Raw genomic sequence first — 21,744 nt, forward strand, 5'->3', positions numbered from 1 at the left:
TATTTTGGGAGAATTGCCAAATACTATTTGAAACGTCTTCCCTTTGTTTGTAATCGACTATTTCCACATAAAAAATTTGAGACCGTCTTATTAATATAATAGTTCTGCGTATAATACTTATTCAGCAACAAATGAATATGAAATTGCAAGATTTTATATGCTTTCTTTACAATAACAAAATGATAAATGTACCCAATCTATTGAAAGACGATGAAAACGGCTTCATAAATCGACTAAAATTACAGAAATATGTATTTTTAGCGCAAACCTCTTTACAAAATGACTTTGGCTATGAGTATAATATTTATAGAAATGGTCCATATTCGCCAGACTTGACAAATTATTGTTATGAAGGATTAGATCTTGATAGGATATCTTCTGACACAAACGAGAAGAAGTGGACTAATTACTCGGCCTTTACCGACAGATTTTTGACCCTGTTTAAAGACAAGGAACCCGAGTGGTTGGAGGTAGCATCAACTCTAGTAGACAGCACTAATTATTGTGAAGATGAACAAGAATCTCTAAACAAGGTCTACGCAATTAAATCGATGTATAGTAGAGAATACATTGATAATATTTGGAATGAATTAAAGGACAAAAGTCTAGTTCATTACGAATCTGGTCTCAAATCAAAAAACTTTCTATCCATATTCTGATTATTATTTATCTGTATAGCAGGTTTATTACTATAGGATTTTGAATCGATTATCAAAGTACACCGCTTAAGAACATCGACCCTATTCTCTTCTTATGTGATTATAAATAGCATTAATAGTATTAAATAGATCTTATGCTTGGAAATATGCTATAATTATTTTTTTAAACAAGTGGTCACCTTAGACCTTATTTATCATATTTGTACATCCGGCCACCTTTGTTAGTTTCAAATCTAAAATCTATAGCGTAATCCTATTGATTGTCAATTGCTGGAAAACAATACCTTGAGTAATAAAGTAGCGTTGAGGAATGTCATTATGGGTTTAAGAATACCTAGGTGGGTCTGTGCAATGGATATGTAAATTATTCTATCTTATTTTTTCGTATAAATTCTCTTAAGGCATTTGACTCTTCCTTATATGCTTTAATTGTGTAAACTTTTCCATCCGGGCATTTTACCGATACCCTTACTATAGTGGTTTCAATGTCTGAAGCATACACTGGTGGTTCAACCTTTTCTATTTTGCAGCCTGCATCAAGTAATTTCTTTAATTCGGAAATACTCTTAAATTCTGACAAGAGAAATCAATTATTAGTATTAGTTACTAGTTCATAAAAAGGATTTAGGATGCCATGATTCTATCCATCAATACAGGCAGGTTGTGATCGTAGTAATTTGCGATGGTTACTAAAAGGAATCAAATCCTCCGGTATCCATCCCTCCAACGTCCATATCGCTATAATCACCTGTATCGCCTGTATCAGAAGCCGCTCCTGAATCTTCAGCACCTGATCCTCCTGATTCAGATGCTTGTGCTTCACTCTGAACATTTTCAGCTGGATTCATTGACATTCCCATAAAAGACATCATAGAAGTAAACATTACTGCATTTATCAATCCAGAAAATAACATCATCGGCATCCACATCCTGTTATCGTTCATATAACTTTGCATTTGACCTCTGTTACCAGTTTCATAGAGTTGTTGAAGATATTTGGATTTGTTGACTAGTTCTTGTTTTTTTGATTCTAGTATTTTGAATCCTGTGTCAGCAACATAAACTTCAATTTTCTTATTACCAAAAAAGCCTTTTTTTGTCTGTTTAATGACTAGTTTTTGGGTTTGTAGATCATTTATGATCAATTCTACCTCATCTTTAGATAACTTTGTAACCTTGGCAATGTCTTCTATCTTTTTCATACCTCTAGAGATTGCGTCTAATACCATGAAATGATTGGGACTTTCATTAAAATTATTATTTGATGACATGTATGTGTATAACTAGGAAATTATTTAAGTTTTGAATGAGCAATAGGTAATTTCTCAAGATACTGACAAATCAATTCATTTGTCAAATTAGAATATAAGGAATCTAAAGTAGTAACTTTATGTATTTTCTACATTGAAACTCGGTACATTTGTAGTTTTGTTACCCAAGCGAGGTTCTATCGGGTTTTGGGATGTAGCTTCGAGCATTATTTGATATGACTCAAAAGAAAAGCATACTGGTTTTATCTATTTGAACAAATTCATAGCAAAGCCCAAAATGTATTGAATCATTCTTCTGTTTAGGCCTCCTTTTTTTGTCATTTCTATGCCACAAAAAAAAGGGGTAGGCAATGGGTGATCTTTTCTCAAATCCGATCATTGTAGTATTTACATTTATTTTCAAATACAGTAGTCTTTGAACTCAGGTTTTAATTTATCAAAAAATAAACATGGCAACCTGACAAAGTTCCAACCTGTACAAAATAAATTAAAGCTCAGATGAGTTTTTGTGATGCCCTACAAGAAATAGAGATTGAGAACTGCTCCTGCTAACAATGATTGAAGTATACAAGAGTTTTGTAACGTCTGACTTTCTTTTTAATAATGAGGTTACCAATCAATTTCCAACTGCCACTTCACAAAGTAAGTTACCTCAAAATGCAATATGTTAACCCCGAAGGGGAATGATCGTTTATTAAATACTTGTAAGATTTCACGGCCAGTAAAAGCACTGGTTACGAGTGATTGGGGCAATATAAATTTCATTTTTTACAATGTATGTTAATAAATTACCTATTCTTGTTAGATAAGGTTAATTGTAAATTAATAGCCATAATAAAAAAGCGTAATTTTGTTATTTGATATTATTCTGGTAGAAGGATTTAGTATCATGTATCTAAGCTATAATATAGTTAATTCTAACTAAATAGAATGATTATATTGAGTAACATAACAAGAATACATAAGAAAAGAATTGTATTTGCAACACTTTTGGCTGTTTCTATGATTACCGCGCTTGCTACATTTGATCATAAAATGGTTCAAGCAACTAGTGAGAAAAACGAAAATGCAGGACAGCAAGTTGATAAGCAAGGCCAATGGGTTAGTCAAGGAGCACAATGTGTATCTGGAGAGGCTGTTTTGTTTTCATGTAACAATGTTGGAATACAATCGCAAGATCAACACGGTCACCTGGCTGCAGGTCAACAGTGACCTTTTTTTTAATACTATTTCATCCTTGATAAAGTGTTCTAACATCATGAAAGGTTTTTGATTCTAATACTGAGTTGTTAGTAATTCAATGTCTTGATTTATTCAAAATTGATCTAGCTGATGTTCCTTGAATCATAATTTATCTTTCGATCATCAAAGCAAATAGCAGAAACATCGAAAATGTGAACTAAATCAGCAAATTCTTATCTTCTTTAGTGTGGTTTAATACTTTGTAGTGGATCCATTTATTTCAAGGGGCAATCGCTTCTGGTATACTAGATGTAGTAAAAATACCTTATAATCTCTTTTAGGACGATGGGCTTATCTTATGTAAGGAATTACTTTAACAGTTATGATTTAGTAACGAACAGTGTCATATATCATCTTCATAAGCTATGCATAACAATATTTGCCTTCCGCATGTTACTTAAGATGGTTCTAATCCATTATATAAAAAAATTTGTTTTTTGGTCGATATAAATAAAAAATCGTATTTGAATTATCATTCTAGAATGAATCAAATCCCCCCGTATCCATTCCACCATCAGCACCCATATCGCTGAACCCGCCAGTATCGCCCGTGTCCGAAGCACCCGTGTCCGAAGCACCCGTATCCGATGCTGCCCCTGAATCTTCAGCACCTGATCCTCCTGATTCATCCACCTGACCCTCAGTCTGAGCACTTTCGGCTGGATTCATAGCCATTCCCATAAAAGCCATCATAGATCCAAACATTACCATGCTCATTATGCCCGAAAACAGCATCATCGGCATCCACATCCTGTTATCGTCCATATAACTTTGCATTTGACCTCTGTTACCAGTTTCATAGAGTTGTTGAAGTCGCTGTGATTTATGTGATAATTCCTGTTTTTTTGAATCCAACAATTTCAGGCCCGTTTCTGAAATATGAAACTCCGTTTTCTTATTACCAAAAAACCCCTTCTTGACAACCGCGTTTATTAATTTCTGATTTCTTAAGTCATTTATGATCAATTCTACTTCATCTTTAGATAACTTTGTAACCTTGGCAATGCTGTCTATCTTTTTCATACCCCTAGAGATTGCGTCTAATACCATGAAATGATTGGGACTTTCATTAAAATTATTATTTGAAGACATACTTATTTATGGACAGATAATTATTTAAACTATAGATGCTTTTGTGTGTGCATGCTGTAAATATGATGATGAAAATTTAAAGAAATAATATCATATTACCTGTGTGAGGCTGGACTAGTTTCATTGGTATTGTTCGAACCTAGACTTAATGTCATATTCCCTCCTAGTAACGATTCAAGAGTTGGTTGTGTTTGATTACTGTCAAGAGGTTGTGCCAGTGCTGGGATCATAACCCCACTTATCGCAGTGATGGATACTAAAAGACCGATTAAAGCAATAAGATTAAAAATCTTCATATAAATAAGAGGGAAATGTAGTATAAAAGTATTGTTATTGAATCCATTTTTCTTGCAATACCATCTTGTAATGAAAAATAGATGAATAGATACGGCCATTCATATTAGACACTAACCCTTTGAAGCCTCATGCTTACAACTGATCTTTATTATCATAAATATTGAAAGTTCTGTCTGCTCCTATCTCATCTGTTGATGACTTGTGTTTGCAAATAATTGCATTTGAAGCTTAAAGTTTAATTCTCATCAGCTGAGCTTGTTTTGTATTGGGTTGTAAAGGACTATGCATAAGATACGATAGAGTAGGCGGAGGAAAAGAATCTGTTTATGCTTTGGGATATAAGCGGTGCTCAGGATGCAGTTTATATATTAAATTTAGTGGTACGCGCTGTCCATGTTGTAATTACCCTTTGCGAACTAAAAAAAGAAATTAATAAGCCAAGTTCAAATTTAAACAAACAAAGGATATTATTATATTACCAGGAAAAATTCTATTGGATGCATGACATTGGTAATCCAAGTTCGGGCGAATCCAAAAAAACTGCTACCATGACATTTAGGATTGATGAAAACGTCTTAAATGTGCTGAGAACAGAATCGGATAGGGGTCAAATAACCTTAAACAGTCTGGTAAATCAGCTCCTCAAACGCTATGTTGATTGGGATATGTTCGAACCTAAAGTTGGCATGATACCAATAGCAAAACCAATTGTTGTTGAATTATTTAAAAAGATGAGTAAAGAGGAAATCACGAACATGGCTGTAAATATCGGTAAGGACGTAGTTCATGATATCGCATTATTTATGAAGAATCGGATGGACCTTGAATCATTTCTTTCTTGGTTTGAGACAAGAATGGCTAGTTCATTGACTGAAACTAATCACACGTTGCAAGATGGTTATCAAGTCTACGTATTAAAGCATGAACTCGGTGAAAATTGGTCATTATATCATAAAATCATATTAGAATTAATGTTTAATGAAATATTCAATATGAAAGTAGATATTACGATAAGCAGTACAACAATCAGGTTCAAGTATAGAAGTTGAATTCCAAAAACAGATAATCCTTTTGATGTCGATTTATGCTACTCATAAAGATTTCTTCACCTTACAAATTTATATTATGTCGTTTATAGAAAGATCTTGGTTACACTTATCTAAGGATTTTAGAGAAAAAAGGCAAATATTAAACCAGCATTAGCTTCCAGTAATGACATGATGACATTGGAGGTGGACCTAAAGTTTGTGATATTCATATAAGGTTATTCTACTTCATAAAAAATGTGCAACTAGATCTTGGAATTGCCTTCCAATTTCTTTTTGTTTAGTGTATCATTATTACTTATCAAGGCTACGTTACTAAATTACAAAATAATATTCTATAACTTTTTTACTATATAATTTTCTATAAATGTCTTTATATAGTTTTTTATGTAGTATAATTAGATGAATAACAGATCATTAGCAAATAAAGCTATAATTACAACAACAGCGCTCGCAATCTCATTCATTCTTTTGATGGGACCTACATCGATGACACTGGGTGTTTTCGCACAAGGCAACTCACTTAATCAAGGAATCGGACAATCACAGGCTTCAACCCAACTAGGAATTTGTGTATCAGGCGATGGGACTTTAATTTCATGTAATAACCTTAGCGTGCAAAACCAAGAAAATGAAGGTAACAATGCAGCAGCACAAAGTGGAGGAAGTGGTGATGATGACGATGACGGCGGCAACAGCGCCAACCAAGGAATCGGCCAATCACAAGAATCAGAACAAAGTGCATTATGTGTTTCTGGAGAAGGGACATTCATATCTTGTAACAACTTGAACTTCCAAAACCAAGAAAATAGTGGAAGCAATGCACTATTACAAAGTGGAGGAAATGGTGGTGATGATGACGATTATAACGGCGGCAACAGCGCCAACCAAGGAATCGGCCAATCACAATCATCCAGTCAAAAAAGTGGAGTAGTCTCTGGTGACGATTCAGTATTATCAGGTAACAACATAAACGTACAAAACCAAGAAAATAGTGGAAACAATGCAGCAGCACAAAGTGGAGGAAGTGGTGATGATGACGGTGACGATAACGGCGGCAACAGCGCCAACCAAGGAATCGGCCAATCACAAGACTCTGATCAAAAAAGTGGAGTAGTCTCTGGTGACGATTCAGAAGGATCAGGGAACAACATAAACGTACAAAACCAAGAAAATGAAGGTAACAATGCAGCAGGACAACAAGATTAGACTAAAATAAACTTCGTTTTTTATTCTTTCATTTTTTTTGAATTTTTCACCGTATATTACAAATCATAATTTCATACCTTCTTTATACAATTTCTTGTACAATTAGAAAGTGGAGGTATCATCTATGTGGAAATCCGATTGAAATGTTACTAATTAGTTAAACAATATTTGCTTATTAAAAAGTTGGTCCGATAGATCTCTAAATGTAGGACTGCATCCTGATGTCCTATTGTTATTATCAAATTGAAAAAAAGGCTGTGATGGTAATGTGTTCAAATAGAATAGCTAAATTCCCATCAAGTCTGGTGAAAACTCATGATTTTTTGCTCAGTTTTCAGTCAAATTGATAATCAATTTTAAAAAAAAGAGGTGTTCTTTTGTCTTGTTTTCATCTACTCTGTGAATTGTTTATACTGTGTTGTGAAGCATTTGTATATGATGGTTTTGCTAAAATACTTAAAGAATTTTGAATTACAAATGGCTAGCATTAAGTAATACAACTATCGGCACCCTAATGGCGTCTCTTGATAGAAATATCGTCATAATCGCTCTTCCATCAATTGCTAACGAATTGCACACTTCACTGATTACACTTGTCTGGATAGCAATTGGGTACTGGGTAGTAACGGCTTCAATGTTATTGACATTTGGAAGACTTGCTGATATGTTTGGGCGAGTCAAATTGTATAATCTCGGATTTGCATTATTTACGATCGGATCTGGACTTTGTTGTGTATCTCAAACCGGAGAACAATTAATTGTTTTTCGAATTATCCAAGCACTTGGGGCCGCTTTCATTTTTTCAAACAGCTCTGCCATTTTATCGGACTCATTTCCAGAATCTGAGAGAGGAAAAGCTTTGGGAATAAATCAAATATCCATTGTCGTGGGGTCGGTCATGGGTTTAGTGATTGGTGGGGCTTTAACCTCATATTTTGGATGGAGGTCTATATTCTGGATTAATATTCCGATTGGAATTTTTGCTACAGTATGGGCATTCTCAAAACTAAAAGAATTGGGAACGATAAAAAAGGAAAAAATTGATTGGCTCGGAAATTTGTTATTTGCTGGGGGATTAATTTCCATCTTACTCGGAATAACATTTGGGTCTTTTCATCTATTAAACATATTCGAAATAACTCTGTTTATACTGGTAGGAATCTCCTTGTTGGTACTATTTTACAAGAATGAGAAAAAAGTTAGTTTTCCAATGATGGATCTTAGCTTATTCAAACTTAGACTATTTACTAGTAGTAATATTGCGATTTTTTTTAACTCTCTTGCTCGTGGAGCCTTTACCTTCGTGATGGTGTTTTTTCTTCAAGGTCCAACAATGCTTTTAAACCCATTGGAATCGGGTATTTATTTAATTCCAGTCTCTCTAGCATTGGCCATAGTAGCTCCGATAACTGGTTGGTTTTATGATAAATACAGGTCTCAGATTATCTCTCAGACTGGATTGATAATATCTGCGATAGGTTTTATCTTACTGGCTACCCTGGGGTCAAGGATTTCATATGCAGATGCTATACTGCCACTAGCACTCATAGGAGCAGGATTGGGAATATTTACATCGCCTAACAGAGCCACCATAATGAACTCTGTACCACCCAACAGGAGAGGGGTTGCTGCCGGTATCAGCACTACCTTGGTTATGGCTGGAAGCGCATTTAGTATCGGGTTGGTTTTTTTGATATTCTCTGCTTTATTACCAGCCGAAGTAGTCGTTGTGCTCTTCTCAGGATCGACAAACAGCACTCATCAAGATTCAATTCAATTCAATGACGCCGACCTTGATAGATTTATTTTATCTATTCACGGGATATTCATTATTTCTGCTGTTTTGATGGTAATTTCAGTTTTGATTCAGCGCAAAATGAAATGAGCGGATTTTGAATCGAGCCTTTCTTTTGTAATATTGGGTTTGGAAAGGAAATGAACAAATACAATCGTTCTCCTTTTTTTTAGTAGGGGTTTTGTAGAAAATTGGTCATTAGATTTAACTATACTATTTATATTAGACGACTTCCATTAATCTTACTAGTGATAAAAAAATTATCATCGATAACAAATGAGCATTCGCTAGTATATTTGTTAAATCCATTATGCTTTTCTGATGTACTGGGTATCAGCCTCCGGTTATCATTAAAGGAGGGGTTTTCTAAATAATACCATTTGATTATGAGAATGAAAACATAATCATAAATGCAGTTGAAAAAGTTAACAAAGATGTAGTAAATATAGCCAGCGTAAGAATGGTCAAGGATCAATTATTAAGAATTTTTCCAGTAGAAGGGGTAGGCTCTGGAGTAATAATAGACAAGAAGGGGTACATATTGACAAATAATCATGTCATTGAGAAGGCAAACAAGTTAAAAGTTACAACCACAGATGGAAACGTTTATGACGGAACCGTGGTTGGAACAGACAGTATTACTGATTTAGCTATAATAAAGATCGAATCCAAAGACGCATTATCTTATGCCGAACTAGGTAATTCGGATGAATTGAAAATAGGACAAATAGTAATTGCGATTGGAAATCCCTTTGGGTTGGATGGGGGTCCATCTGTTACCGCGGGAATCATAAGCTCATTAAGCAGAAAATTACAATTTGAACGAGGTATCATGGAACTTGTTCAAACTGATGCATCGATCAACCCTGGTAATTCAGGGGGGCCACTCATAAATACCAGAGGGCAGGTAATTGGCATAAATACTGCAAAAATGCCTTATGCGCAAGGTATAGGATTTGCAGTGCCAATAAATGTTGCAAAGTTGATAATAAATGATCTAATTGTTAATGGACGCGTTACCAATAGACCATGGATAGGCATATCCACAATAAAGATTACAAGTGAATTAGCACATTCTTATGGACTACCGACCAACCAGGGATCTTTAATTGCAGAGGTACAAAGTGATGGTCCAGCCTACATTGCTGATCTGCGTAAAGGAGATATCATAGAATCAGTGGATGGAATTAAGATAACTGATCCATATCAGATTTCTAATCATATACGAAAGAGGAACATTAAAGACCGAATATTTATTCAAATCAATAGATATGGAAAAAAAATGAATAAGGAAATCCAATTGATGCCTCATCCCACGAATTTTAATTAAGTAATTCCTAGAGTAGCATTTTCTAGCTTGACTTTAATAAGAAAAGAACATTTCTTTTTTTGGATACATACATACCCATAATTTTGATCTATTCTTTAGACGAATTTGTGCGGTACGTTACTGATATGAGTATCTTATTCAGATAAAATTGCAAAATTAGTGTGGACTCCAAAATTTTCTCTAAAATAGAACACAAAATTTTTCTTGTTTATTACTGGTCTATGGTATCTTGTAAACCGTGTTCCAAGTCTTCTGAGAATGCTATTTGAGAAAGTGGTTTTCTCTGCCTGGGTTTTGTATTCTTGATTTTTAATTTTTCTGGTAAGCTATCATTAGTACCTTGGTAACCTATCGCGATCATAATTCCGACTTCAAATTCATCAGGTATTTTAAATACCTCTTTAGCCAAAGATACATTAAATCCGCCCATCTCATGCATAATTAAACCTTGGTTAAAACTTTCTAAGAACATATTTTCATTCGCGGCTCCCAGGTCATGAAAATAAAGTCTATTTGGGTCTTGACTTTCTGTATAGGACTTTTTTGTGATGGCACAAATCAAAATAGGTGCTTGTTTTGCAAAGGAATTTGATTCTAGAAGGACAGACTGGGCCTCAGATAATTTACTGGGATTATTGCTAGTAAAAACAATATAACGCCAAGGTTGTTCGTTTCTGGATGATGGTGTCCATCTCGCTGCCTCTAATATCGAAAAAAGCTTTGTTTTTTCCACCTTTCTGGTCGAAAATGCACGAGCACTCCATCTTTTTCTTAAAAGATCATGAATAGGATAGTCGTTTACCGCATGATTGTCTATGACGCTCTTCTCCAAATTCGATCAATAAGTAAATCCATGAATAACTAATTAAAGTTCTTGATGGCTCCACTAATTTGAAAAATCCTGTGATTGGACCCTGATAAACCCAACACCACATTATTCAGTATCATTTTCTTGAAATTGTGGATTTCCTTCTCTTATTGTTTGTTAATTTCCTTACTTGTTGTCCATCTACTTCAATTTCTTGATCGGCTTGTTGGTTTCTTATGTTCAATTTTGCAACACGGGGGGTGGCCATGGCAAATTGAACGTGAAAACAAGTAGATGACTGACAGAGTGAGCACCGCAATTTTTCTTCATTAAAATGGATTTCCGTAACCTTATTTTCTTTAGAGTCTTTAATGTAGAGAGTATCCCTAGTGCAACCCTCCTCTGACAAGAAAGGGGCATAGTGTTTCAAAAATTCATCCTTTTCTAGTATCTCATGTAGTAACTCGTTTACAAATCCTCCAAAGTGTTCATTAATATAGGGATTTCTCTCTCTTTCCCTCTTCCATTTACTTCTTAACTCTTTTACAATGTTAACTCTTAAAGTAATTAATTCAGCAGAATTTGATCTAGGCATCTTTCTTTCTAGTCATTTTACATTATAGTGATATATAACTTTAATAATCAATGAAGTACAGCAAATATAGTACGTTATGCAGCGTAAAATGAGTTGATTTTATTCCTATTTCCTTATGTTCTATTCTCCGAACAGATGATATTAAATACCTAGTGATTCTTTTGTTAATAATGCATATTAAGCTCGTTATTTTTGCTATACTCCTTCCTTCATCTTTATTGCTATTATTGATGGGAACAACGAATTTTCAACAAGGTTATGTCGAAGCACAAACAAATTCGACCCAAGTATTCACCTCACCAAATCATACATTCAGTCTAAATTATCCTTTAGACTGGGAAATAGCCCCAAGAAATTCAACTTTCCCATATTATGGAGAGACTACAGCCTTAGTCCTTCGACCAATAATGAACGAGACTGTCACTCCATTAAATGAAATATTTTTTAGCATTTCTGTTAGCGATGTAAAAAGGTTGCTAGAAGACAATAAGTCGTTACCAGCAGAGTTCCTAGACAAGTTAGTCGCTGATAAGATAAGTTCTTTTGAAGATCCATCATCGATTTATGGAAACTTGAATGTCAAGCTACTCGGAAATAATTACACCAGACTTGGTGATCACCCTGCCAAAGAGTTGACCTTTCTTACCCAAAATCTTGGAACATTCGAAGTGGATACATATACAATCTATAATGACCAATTGTATCACGTCAATTTCATGGGTCCACAGTCAAAGGTGTCCCAACTGTACGAAGAGTTTCAACAAATCAAAGATTCATTTAGATTCTTGCCAAAGGATTTTGTCTCTGAGTAAGTTAAGATCGAATGATTAGCTACTCATATTCTTTATCATATTGTGAAAATCTTCATCTGACATCTTATTTTTTATTTCCATAATTTGTTCAACATCTTTGCCTGCAAGATATCTCAACTTTGGATTGCTGTCGTTTATAGCATCTAATACAACCCTAGCAACATATTCAGGGCTTTCGCTATTCTCAATTAACTTTTTCATCCCTTCATCCATATTATTCATAAATTGAAAATATGGTGAATTAGGGTCTTTGGATTTTTGTGCCAGTACTGCAGCCTTAATGAAGTTGGTTTTGATTATCCCGGGCTCTACAAGTATAGTTTTAATCCCAAATGGCTCAAGCTCATAAGACATGGATTCAGTCAATCCCTCTACGGCAAATTTTGAACTTGCATAGGCTGAACTAGTTGCGATACCAAAACGGCCTAAACCAGAGCTTATGTTGACAATTATCCCAGATCCATGATTTCTCATTATTGGTAACACTGCCTGTGTAGCTCTTATCAATCCAAAAAAATTTGTGTCAAATTGTAACTTTATTTCATCTATCAAAAGATCTTCGAGAGCTCCACTCAATCCATATCCTGCATTGTTAATCAGAATGTCTATATTATGAGATTCATTTACTATAGTTTCGATAGCCTGCTTAACTGACATATCGTCTGTAACATCAAGTTGAACACATCTCAAGGGAATTTTCTCTTTGTCTGCAATAGATGTCAGCATTGAACTTTTATGTAAATCCCTCATCGTTGCATATGTTGTCAATCCGTTTCTTGCTAGCATCAAAGATATTTCAAAACCTATTCCACTCGAACTTCCAGTCACAATTGCAACTCTCTTCTCATTCATGGTTTTATTTAAAAATCCCAAATTAATAAATTATTCAAAAGCAAAGAGGTTGACTCAAGTCAAATTTCTTATCTTGTTTAACTTCTGTATAGTGTTCTTTTGGTCATACTGATGGAAATGTCTAATATTAGGAAAAAGTCTTATCCAATATTCCTAATAGACAGCTCTTTACGTCACCAAGCCTCAAAAATACTCTGAACAAAGAGCCAATTTATTGAGGTTTTTGTGTCAAGATTTACTCCACAGATATGAGTTTTCAGAATTCCTTTATCTCTACCTCATTACCAATTGATCAAAGAAATAAAGATTCTTAAATTAACCAAAAAGATGGAATATTTAGAACGTATCTAGTCAAAGGTACATAATCAACAAAATTAATACGGAGTCATAGGTTGTGAATCTATCAGTTGCAGAATCTATTAAGATAAATATTCGATCATTTAATTGTTACTATTGTAAGGGACTGTTATGATGACCGATGACAGTGTCTTCTTTGATAATGATACAACAATGACAACGAGAATCCAGACAAATCTTTGATTTTGTGTGATTACAGATAGAACACATACATATCTTGGCCGGATCTGTTTTTGTCCTCATCTTTTGGAATGAAGGGTAACGGCTATACAACGTCATTAAGATTCCTAATATGATTACAACAGAGCCAGGGAGAAAGGTTCTACCTACCATAAGAAGTATGCCTAGCCCCATCATGATTATGCTTCCAATCATTAAAACATTCATGAATTACTCATGCTCCCATATTGTCCCATTAATTATCACACAGTTCTTATTAATTAGTAATCTCATTCTCATTCTCAGGATTCACTTTCTTTTTTCTAATTTTCCTGACTTTTTCAAGAATCTGTGCTAACTGTTCTTCAGAAATTTTTGATATCCTTGAGTCACATTCAATACCTTCTGCATCCAAAACGTGTTCAGTAATATCAACAATCTCGTTCTTATGTGCTATTTCCTCTTCTGTTAACAGGTTCAAACTTGCAAATCTGAAAAAGGCGAAATCGCTCATGAAATAATACTATGTGTAGTACTAGTTATATTTATGGACTCTATGATGCCTCCTTCAGTTCACTATACCCCACAATTGATATTAGACGGTCTAGTCCATTTCCCAGAAACCCCTTTGGGTTAAACCCTATAGCATACTATTAGCAGGCTAGATACCAATATCCAATTCTTATTGCCAAAATGGACCTTAAAGAACAGCTTTGATTTTATCCAAAACAGTAGACATTGCAATTGCCACCCCGTAATGCAATCAGATCTCTTCTGAACGCCTTTAAATCAATCTATTTTGTCTTTTTGGTTGTAATACCTTAAGGATTAGGTGTGAATCAATTTCATGGTTTGAAATTCATCCAAACTAAAATATGCTTGAGAGCAATATGGTTAAAGTAGAAATTAGTCATGAGTTTTCTGTAGTTTCATAATGTTTATTTATTGCGAGAATTCCAACTTAGATGGTGAACGGGATAAGGTGGCTGATAAAATTAAATGTTATCATATTTTAGTAAAGAAACAAAGTGAAGCATTGTTGATATTAGAGAAATTGAAAAAAGGGGAAGGATTTTCAAATCTGGCTAAGGAATTTTCTATTGACAAAGGGAGTGGCAAGAAAGGAGGAGACCTAGGTTTCTTTGGAAAAGGGATGATGGTCAAACCCTTTGAAGAAGCAGCATTCAAGTTAAAAAAAGGAGAAGTTACCGCTGAGCCTGTAAAGACAGAATTCGGATATCATATAATAAAACGATCTGGATAATAGTAAAATAATATTTGGCTTGAGTCTAGATGGATTGAGATTGAATAATTTTAAACAAGCTAACAAGTCTTTGAAATTGTAAATAACTACTCAAATAATGTTATATTCCTGCAAGCAGGTGAAATTGACTAATTATCAACAAGCTTGTCTTGCCAATTAAAGTTTCTTTTTTTATCGTTTCTTCTGCAATGGCAAGAAAATAGTTAAGAGGTTTCATTTTATCTAATTGGTTGTTGGATCCCAAATGATCCAAGAGGGTTATCGATCATACGGCTTAATTATATTTTAGATTCAGACCCTGGATACAGTCCATACGTCATGCTCAAGCTGACATTCAAATTTCTATCAAAAAAATATTATTTGCATTATGACAGCAGTCCTGTCTGAATAACAATTTTACACGGGAACACGAGTACACTTGCTATCCAGCAGGGATCATAATGCAAACACGATTTATAACACTACAGGTAATATAAACTGAAATATCGTTGAAAGATTAGGAGCAGATTTCAACAGATTTGCGATGATTAAACCATGAAACATGAACGCTTCAATATGGGCGGATCTTTACAATATTGACAGGGGCAAATGAAATGCTAATCATAAAATCAGAGGATTATCAATTCCTATAACTTACGTACAAATATCGAGATTCTATTTAACTCTAGGAAAAGAAAGCCCTGGGACAGGATTCATGTTTCTGATATACTCTCTGGTTCGCGCTTACTTAAAGCATTATATGCTCACACCGCTAAAGACTACGAATTAACTGTTGAAGATATCGACTATTTTGTGAGAGGTGAACCTTCTGAATATATACTAGTGGGGCTTGCAGACATTGGTATAAGTCAAAATGAATTCTCGTTTGAAGGTAATCTTATCGCAAGACTTGACCTAATGACAGGAGTCCAATCTCAAAAGACAGAGTATCAAGACATGGTTTCAACAAATAAAGGTAAATAGGCCGAATTTATCGTTGAATTTAATATACAATGAGCTTTGAGAAATTAAAACCAGATAGCAAGCGATTCAAATCCTATCTTCGTCAATTACTGTATTATTAGGTCATTTATGGATATGATACAGGGATACTTCGTATTCGTTGTGCAATTTACCAAAGAATGGTTTGGATAATAAGGGACAGTCATGGAGACTATTATGTTTGTCCAAGAACAAAAAATCAAGATGGTGAGAGGTTTGACAGAGATCGAATCGTGAACAGTGATATTAGAAAATGGATCTCCTATCCGTGATTTTTTAATAGAAGAAATTCGAAGCAAGATTTCATTACTACAATCTGCCTTCGATGCCATTAACGACGCTCTCTTGCCCAAGGTGGCCGAAGAATGGAAATGTATCAAATGCTCATTTAAACATATTTGTAAACCCTCAAGTGTAATCAGGCAGGATTCAGAGATAGCCGTCTTACATGAAAAAGGGTTGGTAATAACAATAGAATCCCCTTAGCTCAATTACCATTTAAGGGTAGATATTAGTCAACAAAATAATTGTCAGCCGATTTATGTGCAATGAGCACTTCTAAATATGGTTTTATTTTAGTCACATATTCAGACTTGCTATATAAGCAAATTTCCGAAATCAAATTAATTTGCCTTGATACCTGACATTCTAATAGATTCTCTTAAATGCCCATACCAATCTTCCATTTGTACCTGTAAAGTTAAATTGGTATTTTGGGAAATAGATTTTCTCGGCCAACGACTTTGTTGTCTTAAATAAAACCAGCTTGATTTGTTTATCCTTGTTTATTGTTTGGGCCAGGCCGCTACAGAATAGCATTATGTATTTACCAATCCCAAAACACCTGTATCGTTGATCAATACCTATTTTCTTTATTAAAAGTGCGCAAGTTGGTTCTTGGTAATCTTTTTCGCTGTTCCCTTTATCATCGCATCGAGGAATCGATTCAGATTGTTCAGCATACAACCGTGTCAGATCAATAGAAAAAAAACCGATCCAATCATCAAAGTACTTTATCACATATTTTACTTCATTAGTGTCAGATTTACCGCTAAAGATGCAATTCTCAAAATATTCTTGAACTGATAGCGGGTCCTCACCATTTGTTTGTCTGAAATCTATTTTTGGAAGTTGATGTCTCTTGGGATTAAAAACCTTAAATTTTAATCCGTTTGGATTAAATTGAGTCGTCTGTGTCATGTCTATGCTTCTCATAAAACTCGATAGCTTCAGTTAAGAATTCTTGCTCTTTGGGATTAATTTGATTTTTCAAATATTCATTAATTTGATGGTATTCATCGCATTCCAGGAAAATATCAGAACGTAAATTAAACAATTTTGACATGATTATATATCGATAAAGCACTATTAAAATATCGTTAGTCAACGTTTATTGTCTCTAATTTTTAGTGATTTGATACAAGCAGGTTAAGATGGTATTCTATCATCAAAATATTGCAATATTATTCCATTATCCCTAGAATCAATATTGCCTCTCTGATTTCTTAGCAAAGTATTATTTTATCTTTTAAAGTTATATCGATCTTAGCCAATGTCTATTAAATCTGAAAAAATATAGTCTCAATGCAATTGGGACTCATATCTTTTTTGTTCCTCATCCATTTTTTGTCCTGATTTAGGCCCACTTTGAAGATTCGATTTTCGTTTGACATTGTGTTTAAAAACCATGGTGAAAAATAATCTATGTACTATGAGTCAACATCAACCCGATATTAATGAGCCACTTGTCAAAAATCTTTTAGAAGACAAAAACCTAGCGTTTGTTTCTACCTTAATGAAAGATGGATCTCCTCAAATAACTCCTACCTGGATCGATATCCAAGGCAATGAAATCCTGATTAATACTGCTATAGGTAGAGTAAAACAAAAGAATGTAACTAGGGATCCAAGGATAGCGGTATCAATAGCAGATCGCAATAATCCTTATCATATGGTAACCTTGAGAGGACAAGTGATTGACCAGATTACAGGCGAATTGGCTGACAGTCACATCGATAAAATGGCAAAAAAATATCTAAACAAGGACAAATATCCCTTCAGAGCACCAGGTGAAAAAAGAGTCATTTTAAAGGTAAAACCTACACGAGTGGCGTACATATAAAATCCGTTCAAAATCTGCACAGAAAAGAACAGAAAAAGTTAAAATGGATTCGATCAAAAGAGGAACAGCTACGCTGATTTTTAACACGTCAAATTCAAGTATTAGGCTTACAAATCAACAGCCTTTGAAGCAGATGCGAGATATTCAGAATTATTTACAATGAGTGCCACGAATTTGTCCGCCTAGAATATTAAGGACAATTTGGAAATGTTTGATTTTCTGTCCATACCTAATTTCATGTCATAGGTCTTAATTGCCAAAATTTTTGTTATTTTTTACATTTTTCCTTGTCTCCTAATTATCACAAATGCTCTATCGTTCTTTGAGAAAATCAAAAATGTTAGATAGGTAACATATCTACAACATATAGAATACGTCTGATGCATGGGTTGGATAGGCATACAGGATGGGATCATTGAGATCTTTGACGGTCAGCCCTAGTCTGATAGCTATAGAAAATATGTTTATGACCTCCTCTGCATGAGGTCCAATCAAATGCGCACCCAAAATTCTGTCGCTCCCTTGCTCAATTAAGATCTTGAATCCAGAATGAGTTTCACCTAAACGTCTAGAAGAAGACCATTTAGAAGTGTTCTCATGATTGGTCCTAAATTGTAGTCCTTGTTCTTTTGCATCTTTTTCTGTTAATCCTACCGTAGCAAGGGGTGGGATGGTAAAAACAACACTTGGGAGTCCGGCATAATTAGACTTAATACTGTTTCCCTTTAGAATATTAGTTGATACAATATTTCCTTCATAGGTTGCTACCGGCGTTAACGGCGTACCTCCACTCGATGCAGCATCTCCGGCTGCATAAACAATAGGATTAGAAACACTTTGGAGATATTCATTAACCTTTATCCCTTTGGAGGTGTGTTCAATGTAAGCTGCCTTCAGATCAAGTTCTTCAATATTTGGCACTCTACCAGCACCATGTACTACCAGATCAACTTCCAGTGTTTTTGGCAATTTGTAGTCTGTTGGGGAATTTGCTACTGAAGAATAGTGTACGACTAATTTACCTTTTCTTTCTGCTGAAGGAGAAGTTATTTTATCTATTTTCTCAACCTTGGTTTCCAATCGGACATCTATACCAATATTTTTGCTCTTCTGCACCAGTAGACTAACGAGGTCGGAGTCAAAGTGCTCTAAGGGTTGTTTTCCACGATGAAAAATTGTGATCTTTTTGACACCGGAGCGAGCTGCAATGTGTGCAAACTCAAAAGATATGTACCCGCCACCAATGAATGCAATATTATCAGGTAGTCTATAACTTTCAAGATCCAAAAATTGATCACTTGTGATTACATTCTCTAAACCTGGGAAACCTAAATTAACGGGACTTGCTCCAGTTGCTATTAAGATGTATTTTCCTTTTATAATATCATTACCTGTATCTTCATCCGTCTCATTGAATCTTACTTTAATTGCATCTTTATCAATAAATTTGGCTTTTCCATGAATAGGGACAATTCCAGCTTTGACGTAACTGTCTTCCCTTTGTTTTGGAAAAGGCTCAGTAAACGTTCTCTTAAAGTTTATCAAGTCACGCCAATTCAAATGAACTTTATCTATATCGCTTATGCTTTTGTTTTCAAGTCTATGATTTGCATCAATTGTTTTTGCTGCCTCAACAAGAACTTTTTTAGGCTCACAACCACGCAAAGCACAAGTACCACCAAATGGTTTGGAATCTATAATGGCAACTTTTAGTCCCTTAGAGCGGCAATTTGTTGCTACGGTAGTGCCTGCTGTTCCTGTTCCTATTACAACTAAATCATATGTGGTTCTATTGTCCAATTATTACTCAATCCTAAATAAATCAAAAAAAGCAAACTCCTTTAAAAGTTTGAGGTTTGACCGATGTTGCTACTCATGTTATCAATTTGCATCACCTGAGTTGATATGCAATTTTTCTTTTGGATTTAATAGAACCTCTATCATTGAATTTTTATCAAATAATCATATCATATTATGGTGTGTTATCCAGACTCCGATACTTTAGCTGAACCTTTCCTTGCCATAATCCTAAGAAGATCGAAGAGAATTGAAAAGATTGTTCCAAGCACTCCATTACATGTTAGAATGGGTTAATAGCAAAAACCCTGTCCAATTTGGATTAGTAGGACCCAATAATTATGTAAATATGAAAAAATAAAGTCCTTTTGATATATGGTTTCCTAACCTATCATTATTACCTTTACAAAAGTGACAGGAATACCATTCTGCAAAAAATGGAGAAAAGGAACAACAAAAGTGCAACAGTGGATTCTATAGCGTCAAAAACTTTTGAAATAAAATCTGAAATCAAAAAGTTATTAATTTTTTTTGGCTTCCTTCTGGCAATTATTGTCCTTATCCACCAAATGGACGTGATCTGGCTTCATATGTGTTATGCATGGTTGAATATGAAGCCTATAAAACACCCTGCAAAAGTTTTTATCTACTAATGATAAGATCATGTTATCAGGTCATACTATTCCTTATTTAGGCACATACAAAAGGAAATTATTAAGATTAATTTTACTACGATTATATTTTATTTAATTTTGTTTATATCTGTGGGTGCCTTCTCAGCCACCTCTAATCATAAATCAGTCAATGCATTATCTTCTCCTTCATTTGAATTGCAGGAAATGATAAACGAAAATCATGATTGGTTTCAAACTTATGGTAATAGCGATCTTAATTTAAAAAACAACTACACCGACATATTAGCTGTAAATTATCTTAGCGACGGTGAAACCCTAAATGCCACTCTTTGGTTGAACGCCGGCATTAGTAATTATACGGACTTTAGCTACAAAAAACCCCTTAACAAAGTGAGTTATGGAATGCTTATAGATGCTGATTCTAATTCCGAGACAGGATATAGAGGGGCAGATTATGATTTCTATGTGGAATTAACGGGTGGTCATCTAAGTGCCTATATATACCAACTTTCATCAACAGGCGGTTACAAATTGATCGGGTCAAATACAAATTTTACGGAAGTTTATGATGAGTCTGGTGCATACCTGGGTTCTGTTGACTTTACATTAGATCTAGATACGATAAATAATCCTGGCAATTATAATCTACTATTCTATTCTGCAGAGTCATTAGGGTCTAACGAAGTGAGACAATTTACGAATTGGGTTAGTATTCCGCCACCTACATTACAGGTAACAACATCTCCAGAGGATATTTCGATCAGACAGGGAGAAAATATGATGGTTCCTGCTAGAATAAAATCTAGCACTGGATTTTCAAACGACGTGGTTAACATTACTCTATCAGGAGATAAAAATAGTGAATATGCCATAGCCTCTGGGTTTAACTCTAGTGAAATAGTTGTAAATGTAGAAAGAATTCAACCTCCATTGTTTAAAATTGATATTCCTAAAGAGACTCCATTGGGCATTTACTCGATTCCCTTGATTGTTACTATAAGAGAACCTTCTGAGGCCGTAATAACAAAACCAATAAGCGTGGATTCGTATGGGGGAAAGGTGGACCCAGAAGTTGAAATCTCGAAGAAGTATCCTACTGTAGGTTATTTGACTAAACCAATAAACTTGACCGTCACTGTAATAGCTCCAAAGACCATTAACGATCATTTTAAGGAGTTTTGGGGGACATATGGGTCATTTATAGGGATTTTTGCCGGCGCTTTCATAGGTGCTTTTGCTAAGGTGTTGTTTGACAAAAGAAAAAAAGAAAGTTAGATCGTTATGAGCATTATCTATACTTTATTTTCTTCTATTATGTATGAAATGGAGATACAGGTTCTACTTACCGATTTGTCTTAAAGAAAAATGAGAAATGGGAGAATTTGTGCAATAGCGATCGAATACTCCCTAATTACAAAATG

24 protein-coding genes are annotated in these 21,744 nt (G+C 34.6%); 12 read left to right on the forward strand and 12 right to left on the reverse strand.

The genetic code is table 11. From position 1 onward, the window contains the following. The first annotated feature begins 179 nt into the window (after nt 1–179). Nucleotides 180–659 carry a hypothetical protein gene (locus NMY3_RS09155; RefSeq protein WP_231099973.1) on the forward strand — a complete coding sequence of 160 codons (480 nt, stop codon included), beginning with the start codon at nt 180–182 and terminating at the stop codon, nt 657–659. Nucleotides 660–1,023: 364 nt separating this feature from the next. Here NMY3_RS09155 and NMY3_RS09160 read toward each other — a convergent pair whose 3' ends face one another. Next, the gene (locus NMY3_RS09160) at nt 1,024–1,239 is read right to left on the reverse strand and encodes a hypothetical protein (RefSeq protein WP_196815589.1); all 216 of its coding nucleotides are present in this window, start codon (nt 1,237–1,239) and stop codon (nt 1,024–1,026) included. A gap of 109 nt (nt 1,240–1,348) precedes the next feature. Next, nucleotides 1,349–1,930: a MarR family transcriptional regulator gene (locus NMY3_RS09165; RefSeq protein WP_196815590.1), complete on the reverse strand. Its 582-nt coding sequence runs from the start codon at nt 1,928–1,930 to the stop codon at nt 1,349–1,351. A gap of 939 nt (nt 1,931–2,869) precedes the next feature. Between NMY3_RS09165 and NMY3_RS09170 the strand changes: the two genes are divergently transcribed. Continuing rightward, complete coding sequence (locus tag NMY3_RS09170) at nt 2,870–3,142, forward strand: hypothetical protein (protein WP_196815591.1); 273 nt, start codon at nt 2,870–2,872, stop codon at nt 3,140–3,142. 507 nt (nt 3,143–3,649) lie between these two features. Here the strand turns inward: NMY3_RS09170 and NMY3_RS09175 are convergent. Both NMY3_RS09175 and NMY3_RS09180 read right to left on the reverse strand, forming a co-directional pair. Further along, complete coding sequence (locus NMY3_RS09175) at nt 3,650–4,264, reverse strand: MarR family transcriptional regulator (protein ID WP_196815592.1); 615 nt, start codon at nt 4,262–4,264, stop codon at nt 3,650–3,652. A 95-nt stretch (nt 4,265–4,359) separates the two neighbouring features. Further along, entirely contained in the window at nt 4,360–4,560 is a 201-nt protein-coding gene (locus NMY3_RS09180; protein ID WP_196815593.1) for a hypothetical protein, read from the reverse strand. Between the two features lie 327 nt (nt 4,561–4,887). Here NMY3_RS09180 and NMY3_RS09185 point away from each other — a divergent pair, with 327 nt between their 5' ends. The 4 genes from NMY3_RS09185 to NMY3_RS09200 all read left to right on the forward strand — a co-directional run bounded on the left by NMY3_RS09185 (nt 4,888) and on the right by NMY3_RS09200 (nt 9,941). Continuing rightward, nucleotides 4,888–5,610, forward strand: coding sequence for a hypothetical protein (locus NMY3_RS09185; RefSeq protein ID WP_231099974.1), 723 nt, complete (start codon nt 4,888–4,890; stop codon nt 5,608–5,610). Nucleotides 5,611–6,009: 399 nt separating this feature from the next. Further along, on the forward strand, nt 6,010–6,816 hold the full coding sequence (locus NMY3_RS09190; protein WP_196815594.1) for a hypothetical protein: 807 nt from the start codon (nt 6,010–6,012) through the stop codon (nt 6,814–6,816). Between the two features lie 466 nt (nt 6,817–7,282). Next, complete coding sequence (locus NMY3_RS09195) at nt 7,283–8,701, forward strand: MFS transporter (protein WP_196815595.1); 1,419 nt, start codon at nt 7,283–7,285, stop codon at nt 8,699–8,701. Nucleotides 8,702–9,071: 370 nt separating this feature from the next. Further along, complete coding sequence (locus tag NMY3_RS09200; protein ID WP_196815596.1) at nt 9,072–9,941, forward strand: S1C family serine protease; 870 nt, start codon at nt 9,072–9,074, stop codon at nt 9,939–9,941. A gap of 211 nt (nt 9,942–10,152) precedes the next feature. Here NMY3_RS09200 and NMY3_RS09205 read toward each other — a convergent pair whose 3' ends face one another. Further along, complete coding sequence (locus NMY3_RS09205; RefSeq protein WP_196815597.1) at nt 10,153–10,773, reverse strand: nitroreductase family protein; 621 nt, start codon at nt 10,771–10,773, stop codon at nt 10,153–10,155. Between the two features lie 112 nt (nt 10,774–10,885). Further along, the gene (locus NMY3_RS09210) at nt 10,886–11,344 is read right to left on the reverse strand and encodes a hypothetical protein (RefSeq protein WP_196815598.1); all 459 of its coding nucleotides are present in this window, start codon (nt 11,342–11,344) and stop codon (nt 10,886–10,888) included. A gap of 170 nt (nt 11,345–11,514) precedes the next feature. Here NMY3_RS09210 and NMY3_RS09215 point away from each other — a divergent pair, with 170 nt between their 5' ends. Then, on the forward strand, nt 11,515–12,156 hold the full coding sequence (locus NMY3_RS09215; RefSeq protein WP_196815599.1) for a PsbP-related protein: 642 nt from the start codon (nt 11,515–11,517) through the stop codon (nt 12,154–12,156). Nucleotides 12,157–12,171: 15 nt separating this feature from the next. Here the strand turns inward: NMY3_RS09215 and NMY3_RS09220 are convergent, their stop codons facing one another. Then, nucleotides 12,172–13,008 carry an SDR family oxidoreductase gene (locus NMY3_RS09220; protein WP_196815600.1) on the reverse strand — a complete coding sequence of 279 codons (837 nt, stop codon included), beginning with the start codon at nt 13,006–13,008 and terminating at the stop codon, nt 12,172–12,174. A 793-nt stretch (nt 13,009–13,801) separates the two neighbouring features. Next, nucleotides 13,802–14,038 carry a hypothetical protein gene (locus NMY3_RS09225; protein WP_196815601.1) on the reverse strand — a complete coding sequence of 79 codons (237 nt, stop codon included), beginning with the start codon at nt 14,036–14,038 and terminating at the stop codon, nt 13,802–13,804. 468 nt (nt 14,039–14,506) lie between these two features. On the opposite strand from NMY3_RS09225, the gene NMY3_RS09230 reads away from it, so the two are divergent. Continuing rightward, nucleotides 14,507–14,788 carry a peptidylprolyl isomerase gene (locus NMY3_RS09230; protein WP_231099975.1) on the forward strand — a complete coding sequence of 94 codons (282 nt, stop codon included), beginning with the start codon at nt 14,507–14,509 and terminating at the stop codon, nt 14,786–14,788. Between the two features lie 100 nt (nt 14,789–14,888). Here the strand turns inward: NMY3_RS09230 and NMY3_RS16700 are convergent, their stop codons facing one another. After that, complete coding sequence (locus NMY3_RS16700; protein ID WP_231099976.1) at nt 14,889–15,041, reverse strand: hypothetical protein; 153 nt, start codon at nt 15,039–15,041, stop codon at nt 14,889–14,891. A 539-nt stretch (nt 15,042–15,580) separates the two neighbouring features. Between NMY3_RS16700 and NMY3_RS09235 the strand changes: the two genes are divergently transcribed. Continuing rightward, on the forward strand, nt 15,581–15,751 hold the full coding sequence (locus NMY3_RS09235; RefSeq protein WP_196815603.1) for a hypothetical protein: 171 nt from the start codon (nt 15,581–15,583) through the stop codon (nt 15,749–15,751). Nucleotides 15,752–16,009: 258 nt separating this feature from the next. Then, nucleotides 16,010–16,255 carry a hypothetical protein gene (locus NMY3_RS09240; protein ID WP_196815604.1) on the forward strand — a complete coding sequence of 82 codons (246 nt, stop codon included), beginning with the start codon at nt 16,010–16,012 and terminating at the stop codon, nt 16,253–16,255. A gap of 162 nt (nt 16,256–16,417) precedes the next feature. On the opposite strand, the gene NMY3_RS09245 is transcribed toward NMY3_RS09240, so the two are convergent. Together NMY3_RS09245 and NMY3_RS09250 are read right to left on the reverse strand one after the other, a co-directional pair. Next, nucleotides 16,418–16,969: a hypothetical protein gene (locus tag NMY3_RS09245; protein WP_196815605.1), complete on the reverse strand. Its 552-nt coding sequence runs from the start codon at nt 16,967–16,969 to the stop codon at nt 16,418–16,420. Next, nucleotides 16,947–17,114: a hypothetical protein gene (locus NMY3_RS09250; RefSeq protein WP_196815606.1), complete on the reverse strand. Its 168-nt coding sequence runs from the start codon at nt 17,112–17,114 to the stop codon at nt 16,947–16,949. The genes NMY3_RS09245 and NMY3_RS09250 overlap by 23 nt, the downstream gene beginning before the upstream one ends. A 366-nt stretch (nt 17,115–17,480) precedes the next feature. Here NMY3_RS09250 and NMY3_RS09255 point away from each other — a divergent pair, with 366 nt between their 5' ends. Beyond that, nucleotides 17,481–17,891: a PPOX class F420-dependent oxidoreductase gene (locus NMY3_RS09255; RefSeq protein WP_196815607.1), complete on the forward strand. Its 411-nt coding sequence runs from the start codon at nt 17,481–17,483 to the stop codon at nt 17,889–17,891. Between the two features lie 357 nt (nt 17,892–18,248). Here the strand turns inward: NMY3_RS09255 and NMY3_RS09260 are convergent, their stop codons facing one another. Next, on the reverse strand, nt 18,249–19,691 hold the full coding sequence (locus NMY3_RS09260) for a dihydrolipoyl dehydrogenase family protein (RefSeq protein WP_196815608.1): 1,443 nt from the start codon (nt 19,689–19,691) through the stop codon (nt 18,249–18,251). Nucleotides 19,692–20,452: 761 nt separating this feature from the next. On the opposite strand from NMY3_RS09260, the gene NMY3_RS09265 reads away from it, so the two are divergent. After that, the gene (locus NMY3_RS09265) at nt 20,453–21,598 is read left to right on the forward strand and encodes a hypothetical protein (RefSeq protein ID WP_196815609.1); all 1,146 of its coding nucleotides are present in this window, start codon (nt 20,453–20,455) and stop codon (nt 21,596–21,598) included. Nucleotides 21,599–21,744: the final 146 nt, after the last annotated feature.

Origin of the sequence: Candidatus Nitrosocosmicus oleophilus (genome assembly GCF_000802205.1) — an archaeon.
Taxonomy (GTDB): Archaea; Thermoproteota; Nitrososphaeria; order Nitrososphaerales; family Nitrososphaeraceae; genus Nitrosocosmicus; species Nitrosocosmicus oleophilus.

What these genes read in the sequence shown, in the direction of transcription:
- NMY3_RS09155 (WP_231099973.1), top strand. Translation starts at nt 180, where the DNA reads ATGATAAATGTACCCAATCTATTGAAAGACGATGAAAACGGCTTCATA.
- NMY3_RS09165 (WP_196815590.1), bottom strand. Translation starts at nt 1,930, where the DNA reads ATGTCATCAAATAATAATTTTAATGAAAGTCCCAATCATTTCATGGTA.
- NMY3_RS09175 (WP_196815592.1), bottom strand. Translation starts at nt 4,264, where the DNA reads ATGTCTTCAAATAATAATTTTAATGAAAGTCCCAATCATTTCATGGTA.
- NMY3_RS09180 (WP_196815593.1), bottom strand. Translation starts at nt 4,560, where the DNA reads ATGAAGATTTTTAATCTTATTGCTTTAATCGGTCTTTTAGTATCCATC.
- NMY3_RS09185 (WP_231099974.1), top strand. Translation starts at nt 4,888, where the DNA reads ATGCTTTGGGATATAAGCGGTGCTCAGGATGCAGTTTATATATTAAAT.
- NMY3_RS09190 (WP_196815594.1), top strand. Translation starts at nt 6,010, where the DNA reads ATGAATAACAGATCATTAGCAAATAAAGCTATAATTACAACAACAGCG.
- NMY3_RS09200 (WP_196815596.1), top strand. Translation starts at nt 9,072, where the DNA reads ATGGTCAAGGATCAATTATTAAGAATTTTTCCAGTAGAAGGGGTAGGC.
- NMY3_RS09210 (WP_196815598.1), bottom strand. Translation starts at nt 11,344, where the DNA reads ATGCCTAGATCAAATTCTGCTGAATTAATTACTTTAAGAGTTAACATT.
- NMY3_RS09215 (WP_196815599.1), top strand. Translation starts at nt 11,515, where the DNA reads ATGCATATTAAGCTCGTTATTTTTGCTATACTCCTTCCTTCATCTTTA.
- NMY3_RS09220 (WP_196815600.1), bottom strand. Translation starts at nt 13,008, where the DNA reads ATGAATGAGAAGAGAGTTGCAATTGTGACTGGAAGTTCGAGTGGAATA.
- NMY3_RS09225 (WP_196815601.1), bottom strand. Translation starts at nt 14,038, where the DNA reads ATGAGCGATTTCGCCTTTTTCAGATTTGCAAGTTTGAACCTGTTAACA.
- NMY3_RS09245 (WP_196815605.1), bottom strand. Translation starts at nt 16,969, where the DNA reads ATGACACAGACGACTCAATTTAATCCAAACGGATTAAAATTTAAGGTT.
- NMY3_RS09250 (WP_196815606.1), bottom strand. Translation starts at nt 17,114, where the DNA reads ATGTCAAAATTGTTTAATTTACGTTCTGATATTTTCCTGGAATGCGAT.
- NMY3_RS09255 (WP_196815607.1), top strand. Translation starts at nt 17,481, where the DNA reads ATGAGTCAACATCAACCCGATATTAATGAGCCACTTGTCAAAAATCTT.